We start from the raw sequence: 23,979 nt of genomic DNA, 5'->3' as shown, positions 1-23,979 counted from the left end.
CGATCCACTCCGGGGGAGTAGGAAGCACCTGTGAGCACCTTCGACAACGCGACCGCAGACCGACCCATCGGTCTCACCGCACCCAGCGGCATCGACCGCGCCGCCCACCACCGTCTCGACGAGGCATGGCTGGCCGCAGCCTGGAGCCACCCCACGACCAGGGTCTTCGTCGTCTCCGGCGGCCAGGTGCTGATCGACGACACCGCCGACGGCGGCACCGAGATCGTGATGACCCAGGCCTTCGAGGCACCGGTCACCGAGACCCACCGCTACTTCCTCGGCAGCGACGAGGAGGGCGTCAGCTACTTCGCGCTGCAGAAGGACTCCCTGCCCGGCCGCATGGACCAGTCGGCCCGCCCGGCGGGTCTGCGCGAGGCGGGTCTCCTGCTCGGTGCCCGAGACGCCGGGCTGATGGTCCACGCGGTCGCCCTGGAGAACTGGCAGCGTCTGCACCGCTTCTGCTCGCGCTGCGGTGAGCGCACCGTCATCGCGGCGGCCGGCCACATCCGCCGCTGCCAGGCGTGCGGCGCCGAGCACTACCCGCGCACCGACCCCGCGGTGATCATGCTGGTCACCGACGACCAGGACCGGGCCCTGCTGGGCCGCCAGGTCCACTGGCCCGAAGGCCGCTTCTCCACGCTCGCCGGTTTCGTCGAGCCGGGGGAGTCGATCGAGCAGTCCGTGGCGCGCGAGGTCTTCGAGGAGGCGGGCATCACGGTCGGCGAGGTCGAGTACATCGCCAGCCAGCCCTGGCCCTTCCCGTCCAGCCTGATGCTCGGCTTCATGGCACGGGCCACGACGTACGAGATCAACGTGGACGGCGAGGAGATCGAGGAGGCCCGCTGGTTCTCCCGCGAGGACCTGACGGCGGCCTTCGAGTCGGGCGAGGTCATGCCGCCGTTCGGCATCTCGATCGCGGCCCGGCTCATCGAGCTCTGGTACGGGAAGCCGCTCCCGAGGCCGCGCAGCTCGATCTGACGCGCTCACGCACGTGCCGCACGGTGCAGCGAAGAGCCCCCACCGATGGCGGGGGCTCTTCGGCGCGGACGTGCAGCGGTCAGACGCCGACCTTCTGCTTGACCTGGGCCAGCGAGGGGTTCGTCAGGGTCGAACCATCCGGGAACAGCACGGTCGGGACCGTCTGGTTTCCGCCATTCGCCTTCTCGACGAACGCCGCGGAATCCGGGTCCAGCTCGATGTTGATCTCGGTGTAGGCGATGCCCTCGCGGTCCATCTGACCCTTGAGCCGACGGCAGTACCCGCACCAGGTGGTGCTGTACATCGTCACAGTGCCCTGCATGTCTCGCGCTCCTCTGTCTCGTCCGTCTCGCCGTAAAGCCGAGATTGTGCGTTCCCGCACGCAAGGGAACGTACGGGACCCCGCCCGCCATTCCCGCCGCACCCCGCGAAATCGGGGCCCTCACAGGGATCGGGGCCCGTCGGCCGCCGTGGCCACCACGAGGGACGACGGAGACCGGGCCTGGATTAGTACGACGGATCGTTCACCCCTGTGGACAACTTCCGCGCCCGCCTCCTGCGACCTGGCAGCATGGCGGGGTGACAGCAGCAACGCACTCCACCCTCTTCCCACAGGTCCCCGACTCCCCGGACGCCGTGCTCGACGGGCTCGACCCCGAGCAGCGCGAGGTCGCGACCGCTCTGAGCGGACCCGTGTGCGTGCTGGCCGGAGCCGGTACGGGCAAGACGCGCGCGATCACCCATCGCATCGCGTACGGGGTGCGCGCGGGGATACTCCAGCCGACGACGGTGCTGGCTGTCACCTTCACCAACCGCGCGGCCGGAGAGATGCGCGGCCGCCTGCGCCAGCTCGGAGCCACCGGGGTGCAGGCGCGGACCTTCCACTCCGCGGCCCTGCGCCAGCTCCAGTACTTCTGGCCGAAAGCAGTCGGTGGCGAGCTCCCGCGACTGGTCGAACGCAAGGTCCAGCTGGTCGCCGAGGCGGCTGCCCGCTGCGGGATCAAGCTCGACCGCACCGAGCTGCGGGACGCCACGAGTGAGATCGAGTGGGCGAAGGTCACCCAGACCGTGCCCGCCGACTATCCGGCCGCGGTCGCCAAGACCCAGCGCGACGCCCCGCGCGATCCGGCCGAGCTCTCCCAGATCTACGGGATGTACGAGCAGCTCAAGCGCGACCGCTCCGTGATCGACTTCGAGGACGTGCTGCTCCTCACCGTCGGCATCCTCCAGGACCGGCACGACATCGCGGACCACGTCCGCAGCCAGTACCAGCACTTCGTCGTCGACGAGTACCAGGACGTCAGCCCGCTCCAGCAGCGGCTGCTCGACCTCTGGCTCGGGGACCGGGACACCCTGTGCGTCGTCGGCGACGCCAGCCAGACGATCTATTCCTTCACCGGAGCCACCCCCGACCACCTGCTGAACTTCCGCACCCGTCATCCGAACGCCACGATGGTCAAGCTGGTCCGCGACTACCGCTCCACGCCGCAGGTCGTCCACCTGGCCAACGGCCTGCTGAGCCAGGCCCGCGGCAAGGCCGCGGAGCACCGGCTGGAACTGGTCTCGCAGCGCGACAAGGGCCCCGCCCCCGCCTACACGGAGTACGCGGACGAGCCGGCGGAGGCGGAGGGCACCGCCCGTCGAATCCGCGATCTGATCGCCGCGGGTGTCCCGGCCGGTGAGATCGCCGTGCTTTACCGCGTCAACTCCCAGTCCGAGGTCTACGAGCAGGCGCTCGCCGACGCGGGCGTCCCCTACCAGCTGCGCGGTGCGGAGCGCTTCTTCGAGCGCGCGGAGGTGCGGGAGGCGGGCATGGCCCTGCGCGGCGCGGCCCGCGCCGGGGGCAACGACTCACTGCTCGACCAGGCGGAGGGCCTGCCGTCCGAGGTCCGGGCCGTGCTCTCCACCAAGGGCTGGACCAGCAGGCCGCCGGCCGGCTCCGGTGCGGTCCGGGACCGCTGGGAGTCACTGGCCGCGCTGGTGCGGCTGGCCGAGGACTTCGAACAGGCCAAGCCGGGGGCGACCCTCTCCGACCTCGTGGCGGAGCTCGACGAACGGGCAGCCGCGCAGCACGCCCCCACCGTGCAGGGCGTCACGCTGGCCTCGCTGCACTCGGCGAAGGGCCTGGAGTGGGACGCCGTGTTCCTGGTCGGACTGACCGAGGGCATGATGCCGATCACGTACGCCAAGACCGACGAGCAGGTCGAGGAGGAGCGGCGGCTGCTCTACGTCGGAGTGACCAGGGCCCGCCTCCACCTCACGCTGTCGTGGGCGCTCTCCCGTTCGCCCGGCGGCAGGGGCGGCCGACGGCCCACACGCTTCCTGAACGGCCTGCGGCCGGGCTCGGCGGCGCTCACCGCCCGCGGCGGCGCGGGCGGTGGCGGTGGCATCGACCGCGGTTCCGGTACGGGCACGGGAGCGGTCGGCACGGGCCCGGGCACGGCGGCCAGGCGCACGCGCCGAGGGCCGGTGCGGTGCAGGGTCTGCGGCAGGACGCTCACCGAGGCCGGCGAGATGAAGCTGATGCGCTGCGAGGACTGCCCCTCCGACATGGACGAGGCGCTGTACGGGCGGCTGCGGGAGTGGCGGGCCGTGCAGGCGCGGGAGGTCGGGCAGCCCGCCTACTGCGTGTTCACGGACAAGACGCTGATGGCGATCGCCGAGGCCGTACCGGCCACCGAGGGAGAACTCGTCACCATCCCCGGCGTCGGCAACCGGAAGCTGACCCGGTTCGGCGCCGACGTCCTGGCCATCTGCGCAGGTGAGCCGGTGGGTGAGGAGGCCGCGGAGGGCGACGGTGAGGTGTGAGAAAAACTCGTCGAAAAAATAGTTTGCGCCCGCCCCAGTCGTCACCATAGGTTCTTAACCACGGGAACAGCGACTTCTCTGAAGCCCTGATTCCGTGCTGTACTTATCCGAATACGCAGGACCGGTCCCGGCCGGTCCCCTTAGACGCCGAGAGGAGGCGATTCCTGTGATCAGCATCATCAGCACCAGCAAAATGACCGATCTCTCGGTCGTCTCCGCCTACTCGCTCGGCCTCGCCTGCTCTTCGGAATCCGTGCTTCGTGGCACCGGTCTGTCCGGCATCTCCGCCGCCCGTCCGCTGTCTCCGGCCGCTCTCCTGCCCGTGATGCGGGAGCGCAATGAGCGACCGATCGAGGCACCGGCAGCAGCAGTAGCGAAGGGACAGGCCCCGGCCTATGCCTTTGCGGCCGTCGGTGCCGGAGCCAAGCAGCAGACGAAGCAGCACCAGACGACGCAGCACCACACGATGTGGGCCTTCCGTGGGCCTGAACCCTGGAGCGATCCAGCCTGATCCAGCATCAGGCCGGCGCCTTCAGGGCCGCGGAACCCCACTCGGGATCCGCGGCCCTTTTGTTTTGTCCGAACGGGATGAGACGTGACGAAGGAGCCTCGGGACAAGCAGTACCAGCCGCCAACCGGCCAACAGGCCGGCACGACCAGACGAGGACACCACCCACCGTGCAACTCGAAACGCACGCCCCGTCCGTACCGCCTTCCGACACGATCTCCCCGCCCGGCCTCACGGAGGACTCCACCTTGATCCCCCTCACCGCGCTCACCGCGCTCGACGACGCCATCGAGAACCTCGGTGTGCCCGTCCCCTGCCGTTCGTACGACCCCGAGGTCTTCTTCGCCGAGTCGCCTGCCGACGTCGAGTACGCCAAGTCCCTCTGCCGCACCTGCCCGCTCGTCGAGGCCTGCCTCGCCGGCGCCAAGGAGCGGCGTGAGCCGTGGGGTGTCTGGGGTGGCGAGCTGTTCGTCCAGGGTGTCGTCGTCGCCCGCAAGCGGCCCCGTGGCCGCCCGCGCAAGAACCCGGTCGCGGCGTGACCGCCGGCCTGGGGGTCCCCGCCCCCGCACGGCTGAAGCGCATCGGAACCATCGACCGTCCCCACACCCATGACCCCCGGAATCAGGCACCAATGACCTCCCCCACGAATGAGCCCATCGGCTCCGCAACCCCCGACGTCACCATCACCGGCGCGAACGACTCACGCCAGAACAGGACCCGCGAGATGCAACTCATCCCAGAAGCCATGGCTCGTGCGCATATGCACGACCGCCTGAGGGAGGCCGAGGCGGACCGACAGGCTGTGCGCCTCGTCGCCGCCCGGCGGATGCACCGCCGTGCGGAGCGCGCCTCGATGCGTGCCCGCCGTGCGCTGGCCATGGCGGTCATGCACTGAGGACTCCGCAGGAGTGCAGGAGTCACCGGGGCTGAGCCCCGAAAGCAACAGGCTGCCCGGGCAACCGCTCTGCCCGGGCAGCCACCCCTCCGCGGGGCCGGTCCGAACAGGCCGGCCCCGCGGTGCGTTGAGCCGTGCCGCACACCCTTCGCGGCGTTATCGTCACCAGGTGGACGAGGAGACGCAAGCCGGACAGCCGGGTGCCGACCGTGTGGTGTGCGCACAGTGCGAGACCGCAGCGAACGGCCGGACCGCACCGCCTACCTGGAGCTGTTCCCTGGAGGACGGCGTACGCCGCTACCTCTGCGACGACTGCGCCCGCGCCCACATCAGGGCTATCGAGAGCCGCCTCGACCCCGACTGGTGGTGACCGCGGACCGGTGGTGACCGCGGCGGCCCCCCGGTCCGGGTCCGCCCCCGTCAGGCCCGCCCGTTCTAGGCGTCGACGGCGGCGCCCTCCTGCTCGTCCTCCTCCTGCGCGTACTCCGCGGACTCGCTCTCGCCCTCGTCCTCGGCCACGAATCCCGGGAGCCAGGACTCGAGTTCGTCCCGCAGGCGCACGGTCGCACCCAGCTGGCACAGCACACCGATGGTGCTAAGCGTCACACGGTGTATGAGCAGGTAGGACGGCGGAAGGTTCAGCTGCTTGCCCAGCTGATGGGCGGGGGAGCGCGGATCCGCTATGCGGGCCGCCTGGGTGCGCAACCAGCCGCGGGTGAAGGTGAACTCGTCGACCTCGGCCGGCTCGATGATCGGCAGCAGGTAGTCGAGCACCGCGTCCGGCGCGAGCTCGATCGACTCCTTCACGAAGCCGGCTTCGCGCAGCAGCTCGTAGACCGCTTCGGCGTTGCCCTCCAGCGTCATCCGCAGCGAGTCACCGATGGTCTGCGGGAGCCCGCCCGGCAGCCGGTCCACCGTGCCGAAGTCCAGCACTCCGAGCCGCCACTGCCCCGGCTCCCCTCCCGGCGCGTCCCCGTCCTCGCTCCCGGCGGCCGGCAGCAGCCGGAAATTGCCCGGATGCGGATCGGCGTGCAGCAGACCCGTACGCGCCGGACCCGAGAACAGGAAGCGTGCCAGCAACTGACCTGCCCTGTCCCGCTGTTCCACGGTGCCGTCGGCGATCACGTCGGCGAGCGGGATGCCGTCGATCCACTCCGACACCAGGACCTGCTCGGACTGGTGGACGACACCCGGGACGACCACGTCGGGATCGTCCGCGAACTCCTCCGCGTGGAGGCGCTGGGACTCCGCCTCCAGCGCGTAGTCCAGCTCTTCCTCGACCCGCTCGCGCAGTTCCTTGATGAGCGGCTTCACATCCATGCCCGGAACCAGCGGGCCGAACAGCCGGGCGAAACGGCTCAACTGGGTCAGGTCGGACAGCAGTGCCTCGCCCGCGCCCGGGTACTGCACCTTCACCGCGACGTTCCGGCCGTCGTGCCACACCGCCCGGTGCACCTGCCCGATCGACGCGGCGGCCGACGGCTTGTCCTCGAAGGAGAGGAAGAGGTCCCGCCAGTCCTCGCCCAGCCGCTCCTCCAGCACCGCGTGCACCGTGCGCGCGGGCATGGGCGGCGCGGCTTCCTGCAGTTTGGTGAGCGCGGCCCGGTAGGGCCCCGCGACCTCCTCGGGCAGCGCGGACTCGAAGACGGACAGCGCCTGACCGAGCTTCATGGCGCCGCCCTTCAACTCTCCCAGCACACGGAAGAGCTGATCGGCCGTTCGCTGCTGTACCTCACGTGCCACCAGTTCGGCGGACTTCCCGCCGATCCGCTTACCCAGGCCCCATGTGGCACGGCCCGCGAAGCCGAGCGGTAGCGCGGCCAGCTTGGCGGTACGGGTGACCGCCTTCCGGGGAAGATCAGACATGTGCCCCTCCAGTTCCCAGACCGTGCCGCGTGAGTCTCGGGCGTTGCCGTCGACAGCGGTCACCCGGCCATTGTGTCGTGTGCGGCACCCGTCTCGGAGGTGAGCTCCCCCTCAGTGTGCCCGGCCGCCCCGCAGGAGCAGTCGCGATGCGGCCCCAACCGCTCCGACCGCCAGTCGAGCAGAGGCATCGCGGCCTCCCACCGGGTGCCCGTGCTGGCAGGCAACTCCCCGTCGATGAAGGACAGCGCGTGGGCTGCCGCAAGCCCCGCCACCGCTGTGGCCAGGCCCACATCGCAGGCAGGGACGGCACTCCGGCGCCCCGAGCGCCACTGCGCCAGCATCCGGGGCCACTGCGGATCACGTTCGGCGCGGTGCAGGGCCAGACAGCCCGCGCACCCCGTGCCTCCCGGCAGTACCAGCGGGCCGACCACGCCAGTGGCTTCGATCACACCCGCGTAGAGGTGCGGCGTTCCCGAAGCGATCCACGGGGCGGCGGTGGCCGGTTCGGGGGCGTACACCGAGAGGCCGTCCCTCGGGGCGACCACGATCAGGGACAGCCCCGGTTCGTGCCCGGCCGGCGCCCCGGTCGCCCCCGTGGCCCGCGGGATGCCGCCCACGGCGGACCTGCGGACGAGCTGACGGGCGGCCGAGTCCCTCCGCTCCCCGACCGCGGACGCCGGAAGTCCGCCGGGAGCGACGTCCCACGGCTCGGCGCGGCCGCCGTCCAGCACCTCGACCCGGCCCACCCCGGCCCCGGACAACACGGCGGCGATCACGGCACCGACCCGGCCCGCGCCCCGTACCTGCACGCGCATGGCCCGGCGGGCCGCGAGCCGTCGCAGCCCGCTGCCGGGCTCCGGATGCACGACGGAGAGTGACGCGAGATCAGGCCGCTGCCGCTCCAGGGCGTCGGCCCGTTCGCGTAACGCATCGGCCTCCGGGCCGCCTCCCCGGGAATCGTCCAGCAGGCCGGCTTCCGTCAGCCGCCGCACCAGGACGCCCACATGACGGTCCGACAGATCGAGCGCGCGGGCTTCTTCGCGCAGGAGCCGCAGACCGCGCGTGCCGTCGAGGAGTTCCAGAAAGCTTCCCGTGGCGATATCCACGGGGCCGAGCGTCACCGCATGGGCCGGTGTCACCCCGAATTGAACGGTGTTCCGTCCGCGCCATGCGCGGCGCAGGGCGGGCTTGAGCATCGGATGCATGACTTCTCCCCGGTAGGCGTGAAGATCCTTTGCCAGAATGCGGGGACGGCGCGAAGTCTGCGAGAAGTTGTCCACAGGCAGGGGGTATTAGTCGTTCAAATGGTGCACCCTGACGACCCGGTCAACGCCGAACCGTTCCGGGGTCGGGACTTCCGGCACTGACTGCGGGTAACGTCGGATCGTGCCCGCCGAACCGTCTCCTGGCCTCGCCGGGGGGATCCCCGTGCGCAGCGCCGGAAGTAATCAGCGCAGCGCGGCCGCCCGCCGGTCCCGCGCTTCGGCGACGAACGCGGTCGAGGTCCGCAGGAGTGCCCGGCGTAACAGGACGGTGTCCGCGTACCGGGAGGGCGACCGCACCATCGTGCTGATCCCCGCCCGCATGTCGGAGGCGGAGGAGCAGCGCTGGGTGGGTGTGATGCTCGACAAGCTCGCCGCCCAGGAGCGCAAGCGCGTCATCGGCGACGGTGAGCTCGCCGAGCGCGCCGAGCGGTTGTCCGCCCAGTATTTCGAAGGCCGGGCGAGACCCGCCTCCGTCCGGTGGGTGACCAACCAGAACACCCGATGGGGCTCGTGCACCCCGGCCGAGGGGTCCATCCGCCTGTCGCACCGGCTGCAGGGAATGCCGGAGTACGTCGTGGACTACGTACTCGTCCACGAACTGGCCCACCTCCTGGTCCCCGGTCACGGGCCGCGCTTCTGGCGGCTGCTGGAGGCCTATCCCCGTACGGAGCGGGCCAGGGGCTATCTCGAAGGTGTCGTGGCGGCGGACCGGCTTCCGCACCTGCCCGCCGCACGGGAGGAGTGACGGCCGGTGATTCTGTACCGGGTGTGTACCGACTTAGCTCGATCGCGCCGTTTGCGGTTAGCCTGACGCGACGCATTTACATTCGGGATGGGGGACGGTCGTTACGCATGGCCAGGGAATTCCAACGCGGCCACAAGGCCAAGATCAGTGACCTCACGCCTGGGACGGACCTGTACGTAGGTGTGCAGATTGCCGGACCCGGACTGACCTTCGACATCAGCTGCTTCGGGCTCGACGCCAATGAGCAGCTCTCGGACGACCGGTATTTCATCTTCTTCAACCAGCCGAAGTCGCCCGAGGAGTCCATTCAGCTGCTCGGCGCCCAGGCCGGCGACACCGAGTCGTTCCGCGTCACGCTCGACCGCATTCCGGCGAACATCCACAAGCTGTCGTTCACCGCGACTCTCGACGGTGCGGGACAGATGTCGCAGGTCGGACCCGGGTACATCCGGATCGTGGCCGGTGGCGAAGAGGTCGTGAAGTACGCCTTCACCGGCTCGGAGTTCACCACCGAGCGCGCCGTCATGCTGGGCGACTTCTACCTCAAGGACGTCTGGCGCTTCGCCGCTGTCGGACAGGGGTTCGACGGTGGCCTGGACGCGCTCCTGAAGAACTTCGGAGGCGAGGTCGCGGAGGAAGCCCCGGCCGCTCCGCAGCCGCAGGCCGCCGCCCCGTCGTTCGCCCCGCCCGCACAGGCGACCGCGCCCCCGGCCTTCGGAGCCCCGCCCGCACAGGCGACCGCGCCCCCGGCCTTCGGAGCCCCGGCACCGCAGGCACAGCCGGCACCGGCCTTCGGAGCCCCTGCCGCGGCGGCACCCGCGCCGCCGCAGCAGCCGATGCACGCCGCGCCGACCATGGCGGCCCCCATGGCACCGCAGGCCCCGTCTCCCTACGGGCAGCCCCAGGCGCCGCAGCAGCCGCAGTTCGGGCAGGTTCCCGGACAGGCCGCGCCGCCCGCCGCGCCCTACGGCCAGCAGCCCCCCGCCCCGTTCGGCCAGCAGGCACCTCCTGCCTACGGCCAGCAGCCTCCCGGTGCGCCGCAGGGCGTACCCCAGGGGGTGCCGCAGGGCGGTGCCGGCCTGCAGGCGGCTCTCCAGCTCTACAAGGAGACGCCGACCGGCCAGCGCTGGACCCCGCAGAACCAGCAGCTCATGCGGGTCGACCTGACCATGGGCGGTAACCCCGTGCTGGCCCGCCAGGGCAGCATGGTGATGTACCAGGGCAAGGTCGACTTCGGCTACAAGAGCGCGGGCTTCGCCGGCCGGATGGTCGGTAACGCCACCGGTCAGGAAATGCAGCTGATGCGCTGTACGGGCCGGGGCCAGGTCTTCCTCGCGGAAGAAGGCTCGCACCTGCACCCGATCGAGCTGCAGGGTGACGGCATCTGTGTCTCCGCCGAGAGCGTTCTCGCCTTCGACGAGTCGCTCCAGTACGAGGTCCGCAGGATCGAGGGCCACGGCATCCCCGGCGGCGCCCTGTTCACGATGCTGTTCCAGGGAACGGGCACCGTGGTCGTGAAGACCCACGGCGTCCCGGTCGTCCTGCCGGTCACCCCGACCACGTTCGCCGACTGCAATGCCGTCGTGGCCTGGTCGGCGGCGTCCCAGGTGATCCTCTCCAGCCAGGTCAGGCTGCGCCGCAACGCGTATCCGGGACACAGCGGAGAGACCGTGAACCTCCAGTTCCGGGGAGCGCCCGGAAACTTCATCGTCGTCCAGCCCTACGAGGTGTGAGGGAGCCCGTCATGAACCAGCAACTCGCGGGCTTCGCCCCGACCCCCGTAACGGCCCGCATGGAGAATCACGGCCGCACGATGCTCAAGGTCGCCATGGCCTCGGGCCAGGACCTGTACGCGCGCACCGGCTCGATGGTGGCGTACGAGGGCTTCATCCAGTACGAACCCAATCCGCCCGCCGTCCGGCAGGCCGCATCCCAGTGGGTCACCGGCGAGGGCACGCCCGTCATGAAGTGCTCCGGTGACGGGCTGCTCTACCTCGCCGACTACGGCGCCGACGTGGTCGTGATCAACCTGGACAACGACTCCCTCTCGGTCAACGGCACCAACCTCCTGGCGTTCGACGCCCACCTCACCTGGGGCGTCGAGAAGGTCAAGGGGCTCGCCAAGTTCGCCGGCCAGGGCCTGTGGAACGTCGGCATCCAGGGAACCGGGTGGGTGGCCATCACCTCCCGCGGTACCCCGATCGTCGTCGACTGCGGCCGGGGCGAGGACGAGACGTACGTCGATCCGGACGCCCTGGTCGCGTGGTCCCCGAACCTCAAGGTGAAGGGCAAGCGCAGCTTCAAGGCCTCCTCGCTCATCGGGCGGGGCAGCGGAGAGGCGTACCAGATGGCGTTCTCGGGACAGGGCATCGTCGTCGTCCAGCCGAGCGAGGACAGTACCGACCGCCTGCGGGTCCGGAACTGAGGGGGAGGAGAACACACCATGCAGAGTCCGCTTTTCGCTCACACCGAGCAGCAGTCCCAGGACCGGTACACCATCCAGAACCCGCAGCTCCTGCGGGTCTCGCTGACCGGGCACGACGACATCCTCGCCCGCAAGGGCGCCATGGTCGCGTACCAGGGACTGATGGAGTTCGACGGGGAGTACGTCTCCCAGGGACAGCGCCGGGCCCGTGCCAACACGGGTGAGGGCCTCGACCTGATGCGCTGCACGGGCCAGGGCACGGTCTATCTGGCCAACCTCGCCCAGTACATCCACGTCGTGGACGTCGGCCACGAGGGCATGACGGTGGACAGCGCCTACGTCCTCGCCCTCGACTCCTCGCTGCACACCGAGGTCATCGCGGTGGACAGCCAGTACGGCCTCTCGGGCACCGGGAAGTACCAGCTCAACATCACCGGCACCGGCAAGGTCGCGCTGATGACCTCCGGCCAGCCGCTGATGATGCAGGTCACGCCGGACAAGTACGTGAACGTCGACGCCGACGCGATCGTGGCGTGGTCCAGCTCGCTGCGTGTGCAGATGCAGGCCCAGACGCACTCCTCCGGGATCAGGCGGCGGCGCGGCAACACCGGCGAGGGCTGGGAGCTCAGCTTCCTGGGACAGGGTTTCGCGCTCGTCCAGCCGAGTGAGGTCATGCCCCCGCAGCACGCCGAGATCGGGCAGGGCGCTCGCGCCCAGTTCGGCGTCGGTCAGCAGGGCGCGCACGCGCAGAACCAGAACAACGCCTGGAACTGATCCGGACCCAGGCATCTCGGAAGGGGCGGCCTCCTCGGAGGCCGCCCCTTCCGCCGTACCGTCCCGGGGTGCGGCTACGCGCGCTGTTCCAGCGCCGCGAGCGTCCCCTCCAGCAGTCGTACGACCGAGGCGTCGGCCACGGCGGCGACCTCGTCGTAGGCGTACCACCGCAGGTCCAGTGACTCGTCGCTGATCTGCTCGGTCGCCCCGGCCGGAGCGAGCGCCGCGTACTGCACGTCGAGGTGCCAGTTGCAGGGCGCCGGGATCGGATGCCGGTCCAGCCGTACGGGCCCTCCGGCGAGCAGGGTCAGTCCGTCGATCCCGGACTCCTCCGTCGCCTCACGCAGTGCGGCGGCGGCCAGGGCCGAGTCCTGCGGCTCGCAGTGCCCGCCCATCTGCAGCCACATCTGCAGCTTCCTGTGCAGGGTCAGCAGCACCCTGCCGCTGCCTGCGTCGATCACCAGGGCACTGGCCGTGACGTGCCCCGCCTCGCACGCCTTCCACATGCCGTCCGCGTGCTGTGCCAGATGGTCCAGGTAGACCTGGCGCAGGTCGTCCTGCGCCAGGTCCTCGGGGGCGTAGCCCTTCAGTACGAGGACGGCGTCGTCGTGCAGGCTCACTGGTCGGTGTCGTCCTTGCTGTCCTTGCCGCCCTTGTCGTCGGTGTCCGGCGCCTCGGCGCCGTCCGCCTCGGGTGCGGACTTCCGGTGTCCCTGGGCGGCCTCACCGAGCATCTTGTCCAGCTCCGAGAAGTCCAGCTGCTCGTGGTGCACGAAGCCGTCCGGGTCGTCCAGGTCATGGGCCGTCGGCAGCATGTCCGGGTGCTCCCAGAGCCCGTCACGGCCGTCGACACCGCGTGCGTCCGTGAGCGAGGCCCACAGCCGCGAGGCATCGCGCAGCCGGCGAGGCCGGAGCTGGAGCCCGATCAGCGTGGCGAAGGTCTGCTCCGCGGGGCCACCGGACGCCCGGCGCCTGCGCAGGGTCTCGCGCAGGGCGTCCGCCGAGGTGAGCCGCGACTTGGCGGCCTCGTGGACCACCGCGTCCACCCAGCCCTCGACCAGCGCGAGCGCCGTCTCCAGGCGGGCCAGCGAGGCCTTCTGCTCCGGGGTGTCCTCCGGCTGGAACATTCCCTGCTGGAGGGCGTCCTGGAGCTGCTCGGGCTGCGACGGGTCGAACTGGCCGACCACGTCCTCCAGCTTGCTCGTGTCGACCTTGATGCCGCGTGCGTACGACTCGACCGCACCGAAGAGGTGCGAGCGCAGCCACGGCACGTGCGCGAAGAGCCGCTGGTGAGCGGCCTCGCGCAGTGCGAGGTAGAGCCGCACCTCGTCCTGGGACACGCCCAGGTCCTTGCCGAACAGCTCGACGTTCAGCGGAAGGAGCGCGGCCTTGCCGGCCGGGCCCAGCGGCAGGCCGATGTCCGTGGAACCGACCACTTCACCGGCGAGCACGCCCACGGCCTGCCCGATCTGCTGGCCGAACATGGCGCCGCCCATCGACCGCATCATGCCGATCAGCGGGCCCGCCATGGCCTGCATCTCCTCGGGCAGGACATCGCCCATGGCCAGCCCGACCCGCTCGGCCACCGGGTCGACGAGCTGCTGCCAGGCGGGGAGGGACGCCTCGACCCACTCCGCGCGGCTCCATGCCACGGTCGAGACCGAGCCGGAGGGGAGGGAGGTCACGCCGTCCAGCCACAGGTCGGCCAGCCGCAGGGCCTCATCCACGGCCGTGCGCTCCGCAGGACCCACGCTGGCGTCCTTGGTGCCGTCCGGCGTGCCCTGGGAGACCGTCTGGCGGGCGATCTGCTTGGCCATGTCCCAGTTCACGGGACCGCCCTCGTAGCTGAGCATCTGGCCGAGCTGCTGGAAGGCCGCCCCCAGGTCGTTCGGGTTCATCGAACCGAACATGGCTGCGAACGGATTGTCACCGCCCGCGCCGGGACCGAAGCCGAAGGGGTTGCCCGGACCGCCCGGACCCTGGCCACCTCCGGTGGGGTCCTTCTTCTTGCCTTCGTCGCCGTTCTCCGGCTCCTCCGGCGGAAGGCCGAATCCGAATGGGGTGTCACTCACGGGTTTCCTCGGCTCGTAGGGCCGCCGGCTCGAACCGACGGCGACTGCCCGACATCACCATCCAGCGTAGACACCGAGCCCGCTTAGGGCCTCAGTGCTCCGCCGGCTCCCGGCCTGCGGCAGGATGGACGCCACCTGGTACGTACGCGTCATTCGGGTACGTACTGAAGACAACCGCTGGAGACGCCCGGTGAGTTCCCCAGATCCGCAGGTTCGCGCAGCGCGAAACCTGGCCGACCCATCGTCCGAGAGCAAGCCCGAAAAGAAACCCTCCAGGAGCCGGGGCCCCGTGGTCGCGGTCACCGGCGCCGCGAGCGGCATCGGTGAACTTCTGACCGCCCACCTCGTCGCATCCGACGAGATCAAGCAGGTCATCGCCATCGACGAGCGCCGGGGAGACGTCTCCGAGGCGACCTGGCACATCCTGGACGTACGGGACCCCGCCATCGCGGAGAAGCTCCGCGGGGCGGACGTCGTGGTGCACCTGGCACTCGACCTCGACCTGGAGACCGACCCCGCCGCCCGTACGGCGTACAACGTGCGCGGGACCCAGACCGTGCTGACGGCCGCCGCGGCCGTAGGCGTCCACCGTGTCGTGCTGTGCACCTCGGCGATGGTCTACGGGGCTCTTCCCGACAACGACGTCCCCCTCTCCGAGGACGCCGAACTGCGCGCCACGGCGGAGGCCACCGGGGTCGGGGACCTGCTGGAGATCGAGCGCCTGGGACGCCGCGCACCGCGTGCGCATCCCGGACTCAACGTCACCGTCGTGCGGCCCACCGTCCTGGTCGGCGGTACGGACACGGCGCTGACCCGCTACTTCGAGTCGCCGCGGCTCCTGGTCGTCGCGGGATCGCGCCCCACCTGGCAGTTCTGCCACGTCGAAGACCTGGTCACGGCCCTGGAGTACGCCGCCCTGGAGAAGATCGACGGCGAGTTCGCCGTGGGCTGCGACGGCTGGCTGGAGCAGCCGGAGGTCGAGGAGCTGAGCGGTGTGCGTCGCATGGAGCTCCCCTCCGCGGTCGCGCTCGGCGCGGCGGCGCGGCTCCACCGGATCGGCCTCACACCGTCCCCGGCCGGCGACCTCGCCTACACGATGCACCCCTGGGTGGTCAGCGTGAGCCGGCTGCACGACATCGGGTGGCGGCCCAAGTGGACCAACGAGGAGGTACTCGGAGCGCTCCTCGAAGAGGTGGAGGGCCGGCACACCGTCGCCGGGCGCCGCCTCGGCCGCAAGGACGCCACGGCCGCCGGTGCGGCCGGCGCGACCGTCGCCCTGCTCGGCACCGCCGCCCTCGTCCGGCGCGCCCGGAAGGCGCGCCGCCGCATCTAGCCAGGGCCTGTCGTTCGGATCATGCCGGACCCGCCTGATCCGAACGAAAGGCCCCGGGCCACGTAGGACGCCTGTAGGAGGCTCCAACGGGGCCCGGGGGCCGCCGGTCGAAAACGCTATTCCGCGATGTCAGTGGCGTGCGGCACCATGGACCCCATGGCACCCACCCATGACCACCCCGGCGAGCAGGCGGCACCCGACCCCATCAGGTTGCTGGAGATCCGTGACACGCCGCTGTCCGTCGACGAGATCTTCCGGGCGGTGGGGGACGACGCCGCGGGCGGGATCGCGCTCTTCGTCGGCACCGTGCGCAATCACGACGAGGGGCAGGACGTCGGAGCGCTCGGTTACTCCTGCCATCCCTCGGCGCAGGACGAGATGCGGAAGGTGGCCGAGAAGGTCGTCGCCGACTTCCCGGTCCGGGCGCTGGCGGCTGTCCACCGTGTGGGTGAACTGGCCGTAGGCGATCTGGCGGTGGTCGTCGCCGTCTCCTGCGCCCATCGGGGAGAGGCGTTCGACGCCTGCCGGAAGCTCATCGACGACCTGAAACACGAGGTCCCGATCTGGAAGCACCAGCGCTTCTCGGACGGCACCGAGGAGTGGGTGGGGGCCTGCTGAGCGCAAACCGCCCCGGGGAGGATCAGCCCCGATTTGCGTAACCGCCCCCCTGCCGTGAGCGTTGGCCTTCCGGATGGTTAATCTGCTGATCGGTCACTTGCGGTCACTCGTGGGGTAGGGAGGTCGTCATGGCGGCACTCGCTTGGTTGCTGATTCCACTTCTCGCTGCTGTCGGCGCTGCGATATGGGGAAGCTGGGCCGCGCGTAACCGCACGACCGGCGATGTCTCCGAACTCGCCGGCTACGCGAGGTTCCGTGACGCGATGGAGAAATCGCACTCCGGTTCCGATGCCGCATGACCCCGCGTCGCTCCGCGTGACGCTGCACGTCCCCCCGCCGGTGTCCTCGTACGGACCGGCCCCGACGGTGCACTGACAGGCCATTCCCGTACTGTCGTTCCATGCCACGCCGCACCGCGACGATGCTCGCCTCCACCCTGATCCTCATCGCGCTGCTCTGCGCAGGCGTGCTGATTCCCGTGCGGTATTCCGAGATGTCACCGGGACCCACCGTGAACACGCTGGGCGAAGCCCGGGGCGAGCCGGTCCTCCAGATCAAGGGACGCAAGACCTTCCCCACCACCGGGCACCTGAACATGACGACGGTCCGCGTCACCGGCGCCGACTACGACATGAACATCGTGGAAGCGGTCTACGGCTGGCTGGCTCACGACAGCGTCGTCGTCCCGCACGACACCCTCTACCCGGACGGCAAGACGGAAGAGGAGTCGACGCAGGAGAACGCCGAGGAGTTCAGCCAGTCCCAGGAGAGCGCCAAGGTCGCCGCCCTGGAGGAGCTGGACATCCCCGTCTCGTCCCGCATCGTCGTGTCCACGGTCATCAAGGGCAGCCCGGCTCAGGGGCGGCTGCACGCGGGCGACGTGATCAAGGCCGTCGACGGGACCCCTGTCCAGCAGCCCGAGGACGTCGCCAAGCTCGTCACGAAGCACAAGCCGGGTGAGGACGTCACCTTCACGGTCGTCCCCGCCAAGGAGGCCGCTGCCGCCGAGAAGGCCGGCAGGGAGCCCCGTTCCACCGAGAAGATCGTCATCACGACGAAGAAGGCGCCGAAGGAGAACCGGGCGATCGTCGGCATCCAGGCCGGAACGGACCACACGTTCCCGTTCGAGATCGACATCAAGCTCGCCGACGTCGGAGGCCCCAGCGCCGGTCTGATGTTCTCGCTCGGCATCATCGACAAGCTGACGCCCGGCAACCTGACGGGCGGGAAGTTCATCGCGGGTACCGGCACGATCGACGACGACGGCAAGGTCGGCCCGATCGGCGGGATCAACATGAAGCTGGTCGGCGCACGCGAGGCGGGAGCCCGCTACTTCCTCACCCCCGACGCCAACTGCGCCGCCGCCGCGTCCGACATCCCCGGCGGTCTCACGCTGGTGCGCGTCAAGACCCTCGACGACGCCAAGAAGTCGGTGGAGAAGATCCGGGCAGGGGACACCGCCGCCCTGCCGAGCTGCTCGGCGAGCTGACGTCCGGCCCCGCAGGTCCCGTGATCACGGGACCTGCGGGGCCGGACGCGAAGACCCGGAGCCGGGTCGGAATGTCCCTGTCAGGACCGGAACGTCACGACTCGAAGGTCGCGGCGAGCGCCTCGGCCAGCCCGGGCACGAGCCCCGCACCGGTCAGCACCTCGGTCGGGGAGTCCTTCTCCCGGAGACGGACCGCGGAGTCCCGCGACCCGTCGCGCAGGACGGCCACCGTCATCCGGACCTCCTGACGGTCGGGGTGCTTGGCCACCCACTTGGTCAGCTGGGCATCGCTCAGCCCCTCGGGCACGGAGGCCTCGGCGGACGGCGGCAGCATCAGCCGCTCCACGGTCATCGCGCATCCGACCACCGCGTCGGGCCAGGCGATGGTGGCGAGGAACTCGTCCAGCGCGGTGCCGGCGGGGAGTTCGTCCTGCTCGACCGGGGTGAGGGTCGCGGTCGTGGAACCGGTGTCGTCCAGACCGAGCTGGGCGGCGAGGCCCGGCTCCTGGACGCGCAGCCGGGCGGTGTCGACCAGGGCGAAGAGCCTGGCCGGCTGGTCCCAGCCGAGGTTGGCGGCATAGGCGTCGATTTCGAGTACGGCGACAGTCAGGGGGCTCGCGGCCATCGGAGGGCCGGAGGGGGAAACGTTGGGCATGGCAATATCCTGCCTCCTTCCGCCCCGGTAACGGGAACTAGGTAAAGCCTCAGTAAGTTGCATAGGTGGGCTCTACGATCGCTGGGCCTGCTCCACACGACCGCGAACTTCGAGGTGCGCACGTTGGCTTTCCAGATGCCGGACCGCGGCGGAGGCCCGACCGGGCCACGGATCAGAGTCGGCCGCCCGTCCCGGCGCGTCCGTACCCTGCTCATGACTTTGGGTGTCCTGGCGGTCCTCGCCATGGCCTTCGTCATGTTCGCGGGGTTCTGGACGGACTGGCTCTGGTACAGGTCGGTCGAGTATTCCTCCGTCTTCACCACCACTCTGTGGACCAAGATCGGACTGTTCCTCGTCTTCGGACTGCTGATGGCGGTCGCCGTCGGCGTGAACATCTGGCTCGCGCACCGGCTCCGGCCGCCGCTGAGCGCGATGTCGCTGGAGCAGCAGAGCCTGGACCGCTACCGGATGAGCGTCGCCCCGTACAAGAAGTGGGTGCTGCTCGCGATCACCGCGCTCGTCGGGCTGATCGCCGGAGCGTCCGCCTCGGGCCAGTGGCGTACGTGGCTGATGTACGTCAACGGCGTGCCCTTCGGTCAGAAGGACCCCCAGTTCAAACTGGACGTGTCCTTCTACGCCTTCGACCTTCCGTGGTACCGCTTCATGCTCGGCTTCGGGTTCGCGGCGGCCGTGCTGTCGCTCATCGCCGCCGCGCTGACGCACTACCTGTACGGCGGGCTGCGGATCACCAGCCCCGGAGCGCGGGCGACCGCCGCGGCCACCGGCCATCTGTCGGTGCTCCTGGGCATCTTCGTGTCCCTGAAGGCCGTGGCCTACTGGCTGGACCGGTACGGCCTGGCGGTGAAGTCGAGCGACTTCAAGGCCACGGACAACTGGACGGGCCTGCGGTACGTCGACGCGAACGCCTACCTCCCGGCCAAGACCATCCTCTTCTGCATCGCCGCTATCTGTGCCGTGCTGTTCTTCGCGACGCTCTGGCGCCGCACCTGGCAGCTGCCGGTGATCGGCTTCGGGCTGATGGTGCTCTCGGCGATCCTGATCGGCGGGCTCTACCCGGCCATCGTGCAGAAGTTCCAGGTCCAGCCGAACGAGCAGGCCAAGGAAGCGCCGTTCATCGCGAAGAACATCGACGCCACACGCGACGCGTACGACATCGATGACGCGCAGGTCGACGACTACACGGGCAAGAGCACGGAAACCGACGACGCCAAGCTGCGCACCGACGCGGACGCGGCGGCCAGTTACCGGGTGATGGACCCGAACGTCGTCTCCCCGGCCTTCCAGCAGCTCCAGCAGAAGAGGAACTACTACCAGTTCCCCAAGACGCTGGACGTCGACCGCTACAAGGGCCCGGACGGCAAGGAGCAGGACACCGTCATCGGTCTTCGGGAGCTCAACCTCGAAGGTCTGCCCAAGCGGAACTGGATCAACGACCACTTCACGTACACCCACGGCTACGGCGCGATCGCGGCCCGGGGGACCACCACGGGCACGAACCCGGCGGGTTCCCCGGACTTCACCGAGTCGGGGCTGCCGGCCAGCGGCCAGCTGGGCAAGTACGAGCAGCGGATCTACTACGGCGAGAAGACCGCGCAGTACTCCATCGTCGGCGGGCCCCAGAAGGAGCTCGACTACGAGGAGGACGGCGAGAAGACCACCAGCTACAAGGGCGACAGCGGCGTCAGTCTCGGCAACGCGTTCAACCGCGCCGCCTACGCCGTGTCGTTCAGCGAGCCGCAGATCCTGTACTCGGGAGCCATCGGCGACGGTTCGCGGATCCTGTACAACCGCACGCCCAAGGAGCGCGTCGAAGCAGTGGCCCCGTGGCTGACCATCGACGGGGACGCCTACCCGGCGGTCGTCGACGGGCGGATCCAGTGGATCGTCGACGCCTACACCACGACCAACGGCTACCCGTACGCCTCGCGTACGACGCTGGGCGACACCACGGCCGACTCGCTGACCACCAACCAGCGCGCGGTCGTCGCCCAGCAGAACCAGGTCAACTACATCCGCAACTCGGTGAAGGCCACCGTCGACGCCTACGACGGCAAGGTCAAGCTCTACGAGTGGGACACCGAGGACCCGGTCCTGAAGACCTGGCGCAAGGCGTTCCCCGGGACGGTGAAGTCCCGCGGGGACATCCCCGCCGCGCTGATGGACCACCTGCGGTACCCGCAGGACCTGTTCAAGGTCCAGCGCGAGCTGCTCACGCGCTATCACGTCCAGGACCCCGCGCAGTTCTACAGCGGGAGTGACGCCTGGCAGGTCCCGGACGACCCCACCAACAAGGAGCCGGGGGCCGTTCCGCCGTACTACCTGAGCATGAAGATGCCGGGGCAGGACGCGCAGAAGTTCTCACTGACCACGACGTTCACACCGAAGGGGCGGCCCGACCTCGGGGCGTTCATGGCGGTGGACGCGGACGCGGCCAGCAAGGACTACGGCACCATGAGGCTGCTGAGGGTCACCACCACGGTGAAGGGCCCGGGCCAGGTACAGAGTGAGCTCAACGGCAACGACGACGTCGCCGAGTTCGTGCGCAACCTGAAGGGCACCGACTCCGACATCGAGTACGGCAACCTGCTGACCGTGCCGCTCGACGGAGGCTTCCTCTACATCGAACCGGTGTACACGCGCGGTGGCACGCAGAACTACCCGCTGCTTCGCAAGGTGGCCGCCTCGTACGGCTCGAAGATCGTCTTCGAGAACAGCCTCGGTGAGGCGCTCAACGCGGTCTTCGGGGTAGAGGAGACCGCTCCGGCCGAACCCACGGATCCCAGGGAGCCGCCGGACGACACCACGGAGCCTCCGGCCACCGGGGACGCCGCACTGAAGAAGGCCATCGCGGACGCCCAGAAGGCGTACACGGAGGGCGAGGCGGCCCTGCAGAAGCAGGACTGGACCGCTTACGGCAAGGCCCAGGCGGATCTGGAGGACGCTCTCAGGAGGGCGGCCGCGGCTCAGCCGAAGCAGGGCGGCGCCGCGGACGGTGCCGAGGCACCGGACAAGGCGGACGGTGCCGAGACGGCCGACAAGGCCGACGACAAGGGCACTGACCAGGGCAGCTGAGAAAAATCCACCCCCGCGTCGTGGTACTGTTTGAACACAACGACGCGGGGTGGAGCAGCTCGGTAGCTCGCTGGGCTCATAACCCAGAGGTCGCAGGTTCAAATCCTGTCCCCGCTACTGAAAAGACAAAGGCCCGAATCCAACAGGATTCGGGCCTTTGTCATGTTGTCGGTCTTTCCGGCGCCATCCGCGTGAAGTGCGGTTTGCGGGGCATGAGTTGAGCTCCGGCGTGTTTGACTTATCTCTCTGTGGGCATGTCGACAAAACGCTGAATTGACCTCACTGGCCGCGATATACCAGGTGTACGCGGGTTACAGGTGGTGCGACGATGGTATTTATGGGGGACAGGGCAACTCTGTTGGAGACAGGGCGGTTTGTGCAGCGGCGCGTCCAGAAGACGGAAAGCATGTCGGATGCGGCGTTTGTCGCAGCCGTCGCCGAGACCGCCGACGCCGCCTGCACGGTCGACACCGCCTATGCCGCCGAGACCTCGGACGGCGTCGAGGCCGAAGCGCGGCACCGCCGTGCCGCCGACGCCGGTGACACCGCCTCGATGAGCGTCCTCGGCGCGCTGCTGCTGCGCCGAGGGGATCTGGACGCCGCTGAGCGGTACCTGCGCGCGGCCACCGCGGAAGGCGACCGGGCCGCCGCGAACAACCTGGGCGTCCTGCTGCACCAGCGCGGTTACGCGGACGAGGCCGCCGGATGGTGGCGGATCGCCGCCGTCGCGGGCTCCGCCGCCGCCGCCCACGCCCTCGGCCGGCACTTCCGCGAGCGTGGAGACGAGCCGGGCGCCGAATACTGGCTGCGCCAGTCCGCCGAGCAGGGCCACGCGCTGGGCGCCTACGCCCTGGCCGACCTGCTGGAGCACCGCAGCGACGTCGGCGCCGAGCGCTGGCTGCGGGCCGCCGCCGAGCAGGGGCACCGCGAGGCCGCGTACCGCCTGGCCCGCGCCCTCGAGCGCAAGGCACTCGACGATCCGCACGACGCCTTCGGCCTCGGACGGGCCACGGGCTCCCACTCCACCGGCCGGGTGCTGGGGGCGCCCGCGACGGTCGGGGCGCCGGAGACCGGGCGGACCGCGAGCGGGCCGCGTACGGGCATCGTCAAGCAGGCCCGGCCCGGCGACGGCAAGGCCGACGGCGAGCGTGCGCGCAACGGTGACAGCCCCGTGGCGGGTCCGGCCGCCGGGCGCATGGGGGAGGCGGAGCAGTGGTACCGCCAGGCCGCCGCGCGCGGTCACCGGCGTGCGGCCCTGCACCTGGGAGCCATCCTGGAGCAGCGCGGAGAGCTGAAGGAGGCCGGCAGGTGGTACCTCAACGCGGCGAAGGAGGGCGAGTCGCGCGCGGCCTGCGCGCTCGGCTTCCTGCTGCGTGACGCGGGCGACGAGGAGAGCGCGGCCGTGTGGTGGCTGCGTGCGGCCCAGGACGGCGACGGCAACGCCGCCAACGCCCTGGGAGCCCTGCACGCGGCCCGGGGCGAGCAGCAGACCGCCGAGCGCTGGTACCGCGCCGCCATGGACGCGGGTGACGTCAACGGGGCGTACAACCTCGGGCTGCTCTGCGCCGCCCAGGACCGTACGCCGCAGGCCGAGCAGTGGTACCGCCGCGCCGCCTACGCGGGGCACCGCGAGGCGGCCAACGCGCTGGCGGTGCTCCTGCTCCAGGCCGGGGACCACACCGGCGCTGAACCCTGGTTCTCCAAGGCGGCCGAGGCGGGCAGCGTCGACGCCGCCTTCAACCTCGGCATCCTGCACGCGGGGCGTGACGAGGACCGTACGGCGCTGGCCTGGTACGAGCGTGCCGCGGCGGCGGGGCACACCGACGCGTCCCTCCAGGTGGGCATGGCGCTGCTGCGCGACGGCAAGGGCCAGGAGGCCGAGCGCCATCTGCGCTGCGCCGCGGGCGGCGGCAGCGCCGAGGCCGCCTTCCGGCTGGCCGGTGTGCTGGACGCGCGGCAGCCGCCGCCCGGTCCGCCCGCGCTCGGGGAGCCGATGCCGGAGAAGACGGAGTGCGAGGAGTGGTACGAGCGGGCCGCCCAGCAGGGGCACCGCCGTGCCCAGGTCCGGGTCGGGATGCTCGCGGCGGCGCGCGGCGACATGGAGAGCGCCGCGCACTGGTACCGGGAGGCGGCCGAGTCGGGCAGCCGCAACGGTGCGTTCAACCTGGGGCTTCTGCTCGCCCGCGAGGGCAGCGAGCGCGAGGCGGCGCTGTGGTGGAGCCGGGCGGCGAACGAGGGGCACGGCCGGGCGGCCCTGCGCCTCGCCCTGCTCGCCGCCCGCCGTGGCGAGCTCACGGAAGGCCAGCGCTGGTGTGCGCGTGCGGTCGAGCTGGGGCCGGCCGAGGTGGCCGAGCGGGCCGCGCGGCTGCTCGAAGCGCTGCACCAGGAACTGACCGCGTAGCGGATCGGGGCCGTCCCCGGGCGGCCCCGATCGGCCGTCCGAATGAATTTGCACT

At 70.4% G+C, this 23,979-nt stretch carries 22 protein-coding genes and 1 tRNA gene; 17 read left to right on the top strand and 6 right to left on the bottom strand.

Translation table 11 applies throughout. The features are described from left to right. Positions 1 to 30: 30 nt before the first annotated feature. Positions 31 to 978, top strand: coding sequence for an NAD(+) diphosphatase (gene nudC / locus AB0C82_RS02590; protein ID WP_362835519.1), 948 nt, complete (start codon positions 31 to 33; stop codon positions 976 to 978). A 79-nt stretch (positions 979 to 1,057) separates the two neighbouring features. On the opposite strand, the gene AB0C82_RS02585 is transcribed toward nudC, so the two are convergent. After that, positions 1,058 to 1,300 carry a mycoredoxin gene (locus AB0C82_RS02585; RefSeq protein ID WP_362835517.1) on the bottom strand — a complete coding sequence of 81 codons (243 nt, stop codon included), beginning with the start codon at positions 1,298 to 1,300 and terminating at the stop codon, positions 1,058 to 1,060. A 257-nt stretch (positions 1,301 to 1,557) separates the two neighbouring features. Between AB0C82_RS02585 and AB0C82_RS02580 the strand changes: the two genes are divergently transcribed. The 5 genes from AB0C82_RS02580 (at position 1,558) to AB0C82_RS02560 (ending at position 5,559) form a co-directional block, all read left to right on the top strand. Further along, on the top strand, positions 1,558 to 3,786 hold the full coding sequence (locus tag AB0C82_RS02580) for an ATP-dependent DNA helicase UvrD2 (RefSeq protein WP_362835515.1): 2,229 nt from the start codon (positions 1,558 to 1,560) through the stop codon (positions 3,784 to 3,786). 166 nt (positions 3,787 to 3,952) lie between these two features. Beyond that, entirely contained in the window at positions 3,953 to 4,297 is a 345-nt protein-coding gene (locus tag AB0C82_RS02575) for a hypothetical protein (protein ID WP_362835513.1), read from the top strand. A 167-nt stretch (positions 4,298 to 4,464) separates the two neighbouring features. Continuing rightward, positions 4,465 to 4,833, top strand: a complete 369-nt coding sequence (locus AB0C82_RS02570; protein ID WP_033298139.1) for a WhiB family transcriptional regulator — start codon at positions 4,465 to 4,467, stop codon at positions 4,831 to 4,833. Further along, positions 4,830 to 5,189 carry a hypothetical protein gene (locus AB0C82_RS02565; protein ID WP_362835511.1) on the top strand — a complete coding sequence of 120 codons (360 nt, stop codon included), beginning with the start codon at positions 4,830 to 4,832 and terminating at the stop codon, positions 5,187 to 5,189. The genes AB0C82_RS02570 and AB0C82_RS02565 overlap by 4 nt, the downstream gene beginning before the upstream one ends. A gap of 169 nt (positions 5,190 to 5,358) precedes the next feature. Next, entirely contained in the window at positions 5,359 to 5,559 is a 201-nt protein-coding gene (locus AB0C82_RS02560; RefSeq protein ID WP_362835509.1) for a hypothetical protein, read from the top strand. Between the two features lie 65 nt (positions 5,560 to 5,624). Here the strand turns inward: AB0C82_RS02560 and AB0C82_RS02555 are convergent, their stop codons facing one another. Beyond that, positions 5,625 to 7,055 (bottom strand): AarF/ABC1/UbiB kinase family protein, encoded by a 1,431-nt coding sequence (locus AB0C82_RS02555; RefSeq protein WP_362836991.1) that lies wholly within the window; start codon positions 7,053 to 7,055, stop codon positions 5,625 to 5,627. Between the two features lie 59 nt (positions 7,056 to 7,114). Beyond that, complete coding sequence (locus AB0C82_RS02550; RefSeq protein ID WP_362835507.1) at positions 7,115 to 8,260, bottom strand: ThiF family adenylyltransferase; 1,146 nt, start codon at positions 8,258 to 8,260, stop codon at positions 7,115 to 7,117. Between the two features lie 181 nt (positions 8,261 to 8,441). On the opposite strand from AB0C82_RS02550, the gene AB0C82_RS02545 reads away from it, so the two are divergent. From AB0C82_RS02545 to AB0C82_RS02530, 4 genes are all read left to right on the top strand, one after another. Further along, a complete protein-coding gene (locus AB0C82_RS02545; RefSeq protein WP_362835505.1) occupies positions 8,442 to 9,065 on the top strand; it encodes a M48 family metallopeptidase in 624 nt (207 codons plus the stop codon). A gap of 107 nt (positions 9,066 to 9,172) precedes the next feature. Further along, positions 9,173 to 10,798 carry a TerD family protein gene (locus tag AB0C82_RS02540; RefSeq protein ID WP_362835503.1) on the top strand — a complete coding sequence of 542 codons (1,626 nt, stop codon included), beginning with the start codon at positions 9,173 to 9,175 and terminating at the stop codon, positions 10,796 to 10,798. An 11-nt stretch (positions 10,799 to 10,809) separates the two neighbouring features. Further along, positions 10,810 to 11,490, top strand: a complete 681-nt coding sequence (locus AB0C82_RS02535) for an AIM24 family protein (RefSeq protein WP_362835501.1) — start codon at positions 10,810 to 10,812, stop codon at positions 11,488 to 11,490. Between the two features lie 18 nt (positions 11,491 to 11,508). Further along, positions 11,509 to 12,264, top strand: coding sequence for an AIM24 family protein (locus AB0C82_RS02530; RefSeq protein WP_362835499.1), 756 nt, complete (start codon positions 11,509 to 11,511; stop codon positions 12,262 to 12,264). A 74-nt stretch (positions 12,265 to 12,338) separates the two neighbouring features. Here the strand turns inward: AB0C82_RS02530 and AB0C82_RS02525 are convergent, their stop codons facing one another. Both AB0C82_RS02525 and AB0C82_RS02520 read right to left on the bottom strand, forming a co-directional pair. Continuing rightward, the gene (locus AB0C82_RS02525) at positions 12,339 to 12,884 is read right to left on the bottom strand and encodes an NUDIX hydrolase (protein WP_362835497.1); all 546 of its coding nucleotides are present in this window, start codon (positions 12,882 to 12,884) and stop codon (positions 12,339 to 12,341) included. Then, on the bottom strand, positions 12,881 to 14,335 hold the full coding sequence (locus tag AB0C82_RS02520; protein WP_362835495.1) for a zinc-dependent metalloprotease: 1,455 nt from the start codon (positions 14,333 to 14,335) through the stop codon (positions 12,881 to 12,883). The genes AB0C82_RS02525 and AB0C82_RS02520 overlap by 4 nt, the downstream gene beginning before the upstream one ends. A gap of 190 nt (positions 14,336 to 14,525) precedes the next feature. Between AB0C82_RS02520 and AB0C82_RS02515 the strand changes: the two genes are divergently transcribed. The 4 genes from AB0C82_RS02515 (at position 14,526) to AB0C82_RS02500 (ending at position 17,775) form a co-directional block, all read left to right on the top strand. Continuing rightward, positions 14,526 to 15,668, top strand: a complete 1,143-nt coding sequence (locus tag AB0C82_RS02515) for an SDR family oxidoreductase (protein WP_362835493.1) — start codon at positions 14,526 to 14,528, stop codon at positions 15,666 to 15,668. Positions 15,669 to 15,824: 156 nt separating this feature from the next. After that, positions 15,825 to 16,286 (top strand): molybdenum cofactor biosynthesis protein MoaE, encoded by a 462-nt coding sequence (locus tag AB0C82_RS02510; protein WP_362835491.1) that lies wholly within the window; start codon positions 15,825 to 15,827, stop codon positions 16,284 to 16,286. A 128-nt stretch (positions 16,287 to 16,414) separates the two neighbouring features. Further along, entirely contained in the window at positions 16,415 to 16,585 is a 171-nt protein-coding gene (locus AB0C82_RS02505; protein WP_362835489.1) for a hypothetical protein, read from the top strand. A 101-nt stretch (positions 16,586 to 16,686) separates the two neighbouring features. Continuing rightward, positions 16,687 to 17,775, top strand: coding sequence for a PDZ domain-containing protein (locus AB0C82_RS02500; protein WP_362835487.1), 1,089 nt, complete (start codon positions 16,687 to 16,689; stop codon positions 17,773 to 17,775). A 94-nt stretch (positions 17,776 to 17,869) separates the two neighbouring features. Here the strand turns inward: AB0C82_RS02500 and AB0C82_RS02495 are convergent, their stop codons facing one another. Beyond that, on the bottom strand, positions 17,870 to 18,430 hold the full coding sequence (locus tag AB0C82_RS02495; protein ID WP_362835485.1) for a PPA1309 family protein: 561 nt from the start codon (positions 18,428 to 18,430) through the stop codon (positions 17,870 to 17,872). Between the two features lie 135 nt (positions 18,431 to 18,565). On the opposite strand from AB0C82_RS02495, the gene AB0C82_RS02490 reads away from it, so the two are divergent. The 3 genes from AB0C82_RS02490 (at position 18,566) to AB0C82_RS02480 (ending at position 23,924) form a co-directional block, all read left to right on the top strand. Then, the gene (locus AB0C82_RS02490; RefSeq protein WP_362836989.1) at positions 18,566 to 21,523 is read left to right on the top strand and encodes a UPF0182 family protein; all 2,958 of its coding nucleotides are present in this window, start codon (positions 18,566 to 18,568) and stop codon (positions 21,521 to 21,523) included. A gap of 43 nt (positions 21,524 to 21,566) precedes the next feature. Next, positions 21,567 to 21,640 (top strand) — tRNA-Met (locus AB0C82_RS02485). A gap of 211 nt (positions 21,641 to 21,851) precedes the next feature. Continuing rightward, a complete protein-coding gene (locus tag AB0C82_RS02480) occupies positions 21,852 to 23,924 on the top strand; it encodes a tetratricopeptide repeat protein (RefSeq protein ID WP_362835483.1) in 2,073 nt (690 codons plus the stop codon). The last annotated feature ends 55 nt before the right edge of the window (positions 23,925 to 23,979 follow it).

Source organism: Streptomyces sp. NPDC048560 (assembly GCF_040650955.1).
GTDB lineage: Bacteria > Actinomycetota > Actinomycetes > Streptomycetales > Streptomycetaceae > Streptomyces.
This window is presented reverse-complemented; position numbering and strand designations above follow the sequence as displayed.